This is a genomic window from Rothia sp. HMSC064F07 (assembly GCF_001837265.1).
In the GTDB taxonomy this organism is placed as follows: domain Bacteria; phylum Actinomycetota; class Actinomycetes; order Actinomycetales; family Micrococcaceae; genus Rothia; species Rothia mucilaginosa.
Map to the genome: position 1 here is coordinate 1 of NZ_KV831917.1, position 5440 is coordinate 5440.

The 5440-nt window shown below is 52.1% G+C and carries 2 rRNA genes; both read right to left on the minus strand.

Annotated features, from left to right (window positions below):
* Positions 1-3085 (minus strand): 23S ribosomal RNA (locus tag HMPREF2712_RS00005); the annotation flags it as partial.
* A gap of 305 nt (positions 3086-3390) precedes the next feature.
* Positions 3391-4917: ribosomal RNA gene (locus HMPREF2712_RS00010) — 16S ribosomal RNA — on the minus strand.
* Positions 4918-5440 lie beyond the last annotated feature (523 nt).

The following is a 5440-nucleotide window of genomic DNA, read 5'->3' on the forward strand; positions in this document are numbered from 1 at the left end:
TAAGCCTTCGGCCTATTAGTACCAGTCAACTCCACGAGTCTTCAGTCCCCGCTTCCATACCCGGCCTATCAACCTCATCATCTATAAGGAGCCTCACACACCAAAGTGCCAGGAAATCTCATCTCGAAACAGGCTTCCCGCTTAGATGCTTTCAGCGGTTATCCCTCCCGAACGTAGCCAATCAGCCATGCACCTGGCGGTACAACTGACATACCAGAGGTTCGTCCGTCCCGGTCCTCTCGTACTAAGGACAGCCTTTCTCAAATTTCCAACGCGCGCAGCGGATAGGGACCGAACTGTCTCACGACGTTCTGAACCCAGCTCGCGTACCGCTTTAATGGGCGAACAGCCCAACCCTTGGGACCGACTCCAGCCCCAGGATGCGACGAGCCGACATCGAGGTGCCAAACCATGCCGTCGATATGGACTCTTGGGCAAGATCAGCCTGTTATCCCCGAGGTACCTTTTATCCGTTGAGCGACGGCCGTTCCACAACGTACCGCCGGATCACTAGTCCCGACTTTCGTCCCTGCTCGACCTGCCAGTCTCACAGTCAAGCTCCCTTGTGCACTTACACTCAACACCTGATTGCCAACCAGGCTGAGGGAACCTTTGGGCGCCTCCGTTACACTTTAGGAGGCAACCGCCCCAGTTAAACTACCCATCAGGCACTGTCCCTGAACCAGATCATGGCCCGAAGTTAGACATCCAGATTGACCAGAGTGGTATTTCAACAACGACTCCACACAAACTAGCGTCCATGCTTCACAGTCTCCCACCTATCCTACACAAGCCAAACCAAACACCAATACCAAACTATAGTAAAGGTCACGGGGTCTTTCCGTCCTGCTGCGCGAAACGAGCATCTTTACTCGTACTGCAATTTCGCCGAGTTCATGGTTGAGACAGTAGGGAAGTCGTTACTCCATTCGTGCAGGTCGGAACTTACCCGACAAGGAATTTCGCTACCTTAGGATGGTTATAGTTACCACCGCCGTTTACTGGGGCTTAAATTCTCAGCTTCGCCCAAAAGAGCTAACCAATCCTCTTAACCTTCCAGCACCGGGCAGGAGTCAGTCCGTATACATCGTCTTACGACTTCGCACGGACCTGTGTTTTTGATAAACAGTCGCTTCCCCCTGGTCTCTGCGACCCATACACGCTCCAGGCAGCAAGTGCCCATCACGCTCAAGGTCCCCCTTCTCCCGAAGTTACGGGGGCATTTTGCCGAGTTCCTTAACCATGATTCTCTCGATCGCCTTAGTATTCTCTACCTGATCACCTGTGTCGGTTTAGGGTACGGGCGGCTAAAACCTCACGCCGATGCTTTTCTCGGCAGCATAGGATCACCAAATCCCCCAAAAACGGGGTCCCATCACGTCTCAGGCACACAGCCGGCGCATTTAACAACCGACAACCCTACACGCTTAGACCACGACAACCATCGCGTGGCTTGGCTACCTTCCTGCGTCACACCTGTTAACACGTTTACCTCCAAAGATCGGGTCCCACAACCCACACAACACACAAACAAAAGCCTGCACATCATGCTTCGCATGGTTAGCATCACAATATCAGTATGGGCGGTTTTTCACCGGTACGGGAATATCAACCCGTTATCCATCGACTACGCCTGTCGGCCTCGCCTTAGGCCCCGACTAACCCAGGGCAGATTAACTTGACCCTGGAACCCTTGATCATCCGGCGGATGAGTTTCTCACTCATCTTTCGCTACTCATGCCTGCATTCTCACTCGCATAGCCTCCACCACTGGTTTACACCGCAGCTTCACCGGCTACACGACGCTCCCCTACCCAACAATCCAAAAAGATCATTGCCACAACTTCGGCGGTGTACTTGAGCCCCGCTACATTATCGGCGCAGAATCACTTGACCAGTGAGCTGTTACGCACTCTTTCAAGGATGGCTGCTTCTAAGCCAACCTCCTGGTTGTCTAAGCAACTCCACATCCTTTCCCACTTAGCACACGCTTAGGGGCCTTAGTTGGTGGTCTGGGCTGTTTCCCTCTCGACAATGAAGCTTATCCCCCACTGTCTCACTGCTACGCTCTCACTTACCGGCATTCGGAGTTTAGCTGACGTCAGTAACCCGTGAAGGCCCATCGGCCATCCAGTAGCTCTACCTCCGGCAAGAAACACGTAACGCTGCACCTAAATGCATTTCGGGGAGAACCAGCTATCACAGAGTTTGATTGGCCTTTCACCCCTATCCACAGCTCATCCCCTCCATTTTCAACTGAAGTGGGTTCGGTCCTCCACGACGTCTTACCGTCGCTTCAACCTGGCCATGGATAGATCACTCCGCTTCGGGTCTAGGTCATGCCACTCAAACGCCCTATTCAGACTCGCTTTCGCTACGGATACCCCACACGGGTTAACCTCGCGACATAACACTAACTCGCAGGCTCATTCTTCAAAAGGCACGCTGTCACCCCAAAAGGCTCCAACGGCTTGTAAGCACACGGTTTCAGGTACTATTTCACTCCCCTCCCGGGGTACTTTTCACCATTCCCTCACGGTACTGATTCACTATCGGTCATTAAGAAGTATTTAGACTTACCAGGTGGTCCTGGCAGATTCACACGAGATTCCACGAGCCCCGTGCTACTCGGGTGGCCACACCACGGACAGAACAATTTCGATTACGGGACTCTCACCCTCTACGGCCGACCATTCCAAGTCGTTCACCTACCATCCTGAACATCATGCCGGCAGCCAGTTAGAACTGCCACTGTGACTCCCACAACCCCCATGATGCAACGCCTAACCGCTATCACACACCACAGGTTTAGTCTCTTCCGCTTTCGCTCGCCACTACTCACAGAATCATTACTTTATTTTCTCTTCCTGCGGGTACTGAGATGTTTCACTTCCCCGCGTTCCCCCCAACCAGCCTATACATTCAGCTGGCGGTAACTCACCATGAAGATGAGCCAGGTTTCCCCATTCGGAAATCCTCGGATCACAGCCCAGTTATCGGCTCCCCGAGGCTTATCGCAGATTCACACGTCCTTCATCGGCTCTTAATGCCAAGGCATCCACCGTGTGCCCTTAATAACTTACACACAATCAAGAAAAATAAGAATCTAAAATCAACAATCAAACCAACACCAAAGCATTGATTCAACGCAAATTCCAGAAGATGCTCGCGTCCACTATATAGTTCTCAAACAACAACCCACAACACAACAACAACACAAACAAAACATTTGCATCATCACCATGCCAGGCAAACAAAGGAACAACACACGCGTGTTACCCCAAAACCCAACAATGCGCCTCATCCAACCCAAAACCAACATTCCACCCATGAGCAAAACCACCCATCCGACACTCGCGGACAGCATGGCCAACTAAATGTGCTCCTTAGAAAGGAGGTGATCCAGCCGCACCTTCCGGTACGGCTACCTTGTTACGACTTAGTCCCAATCGCCAATCCCACCTTAGACGGCTCCCTCCAAAAGGTTAGGCCACCGGCTTTGGGTGTTACCAACTTTCGTGACTTGACGGGCGGTGTGTACAAGGCCCGGGAACGTATTCACCGCAGCGTTGCTGATCTGCGATTACTAGCGACTCCGACTTCATGGGGTCGAGTTGCAGACCCCAATCCGAACTGAGACCGGCTTTTAGGGATTAGCTCCACCTCACAGTATCGCAACCCTCTGTACCGGCCATTGTAGCATGCGTGAAGCCCAAGACATAAGGGGCATGATGATTTGACGTCATCCCCACCTTCCTCCGAGTTGACCCCGGCAGTCTCCTATGAGTCCCCACCATTACGTGCTGGCAACATAGAACGAGGGTTGCGCTCGTTGCGGGACTTAACCCAACATCTCACGACACGAGCTGACGACAACCATGCACCACCTGTATACCAGCCCCGAAGGGAAACACCATCTCTGATGCGGTCCAGTATATGTCAAGCCTTGGTAAGGTTCTTCGCGTTGCATCGAATTAATCCGCATGCTCCGCCGCTTGTGCGGGCCCCCGTCAATTTCTTTGAGTTTTAGCCTTGCGGCCGTACTCCCCAGGCGGGGCACTTAATGCGTTAGCTACGGCGCGGAAAACGTGGAATGTCCCCCACACCTAGTGCCCAACGTTTACGGCATGGACTACCAGGGTATCTAATCCTGTTCGCTCCCCATGCTTTCGCTTCTCAGCGTCAGTTACAGCCCAGAGACCTGCCTTCGCCATCGGTGTTCCTCCTGATATCTGCGCATTCCACCGCTACACCAGGAATTCCAGTCTCCCCTACTGCACTCTAGTCTGCCCGTACCCACTGCAATACACGGGGTTAAGCCCCGGCCTTTCACAGCAGACGCGACAAACCGCCTACAAGCTCTTTACGCCCAATAATTCCGGACAACGCTCGCGCCCTACGTATTACCGCGGCTGCTGGCACGTAGTTAGCCGGCGCTTTCTCTGCAGGTACCGTCAATCTCTCTTCTTCCCTGCTAACAGAGGTTTACAACCCGAAGGCCGTCATCCCTCACGCGGCGTCGCTGCATCAGGCTTGCGCCCATTGTGCAATATTCCCCACTGCTGCCTCCCGTAGGAGTCTGGGCCGTGTCTCAGTCCCAGTGTGGCCGGTCACCCTCTCAGGCCGGCTACCCGTCGTCGCCTTGGTGAGCCGTTACCTCACCAACAAGCTGATAGGCCGTGAGCCCATCTATAACCACTACATAACGCTTTCCACCAACACCCCATGCGGAGATTGGTCGTATCCGGTATTAGACCCAGTTTCCCAGGCTTATCCCAGAGTTAAAGGTAGGTTACTCACGTATTACTCACCCGTTCGCCACTAATCCACCTAGCAAGCTAGGCTTCATCGTTCGACTTGCATGTGTTAAGCACGCCGCCAGCGTTCGTCCTGAGCCAGAATCAAACTCTCCGTTGAAAAAATAGAAAAGCTTGATAATCTGATCTCAAACAGCGAATCACACACGGGGGTGCGTGACTCAAGCTGACTAAATTTGAAACCATTTGATGATTATCAAATATAAATAAATATTTGGTATTAGTTTCAGTTTCCATCACCATAATGGTGATTTTATTGAACAAAGCACACTATTGAGTTCTCAAGCAACACACCGATTCAACACCTCGACCCCTTCATTCGAAGGACGTCTTACCGTTGAACGGTCATTCATGTTATTTCGTTATCACCGCGTTCCCGCGGCAACTCAATCAACTATACCAGCGTTTCGTTTGCCATGCAAATCCGTTTTCCGTGATTCACACCACAAAGTTTCTTTCCTAAACTCCTCCACCATCACCATTCAGATGACCAAGAATCTTCTAAGCAAGAAACCAAAACACTATACAATTGAAAGCCATTCAACCGCTTCTGACTAGGAGAAACACCGAAGAAGTTCTTCGTTTTTTCCTCCTCGCCGCGGCGACTCATACAACTATACAGA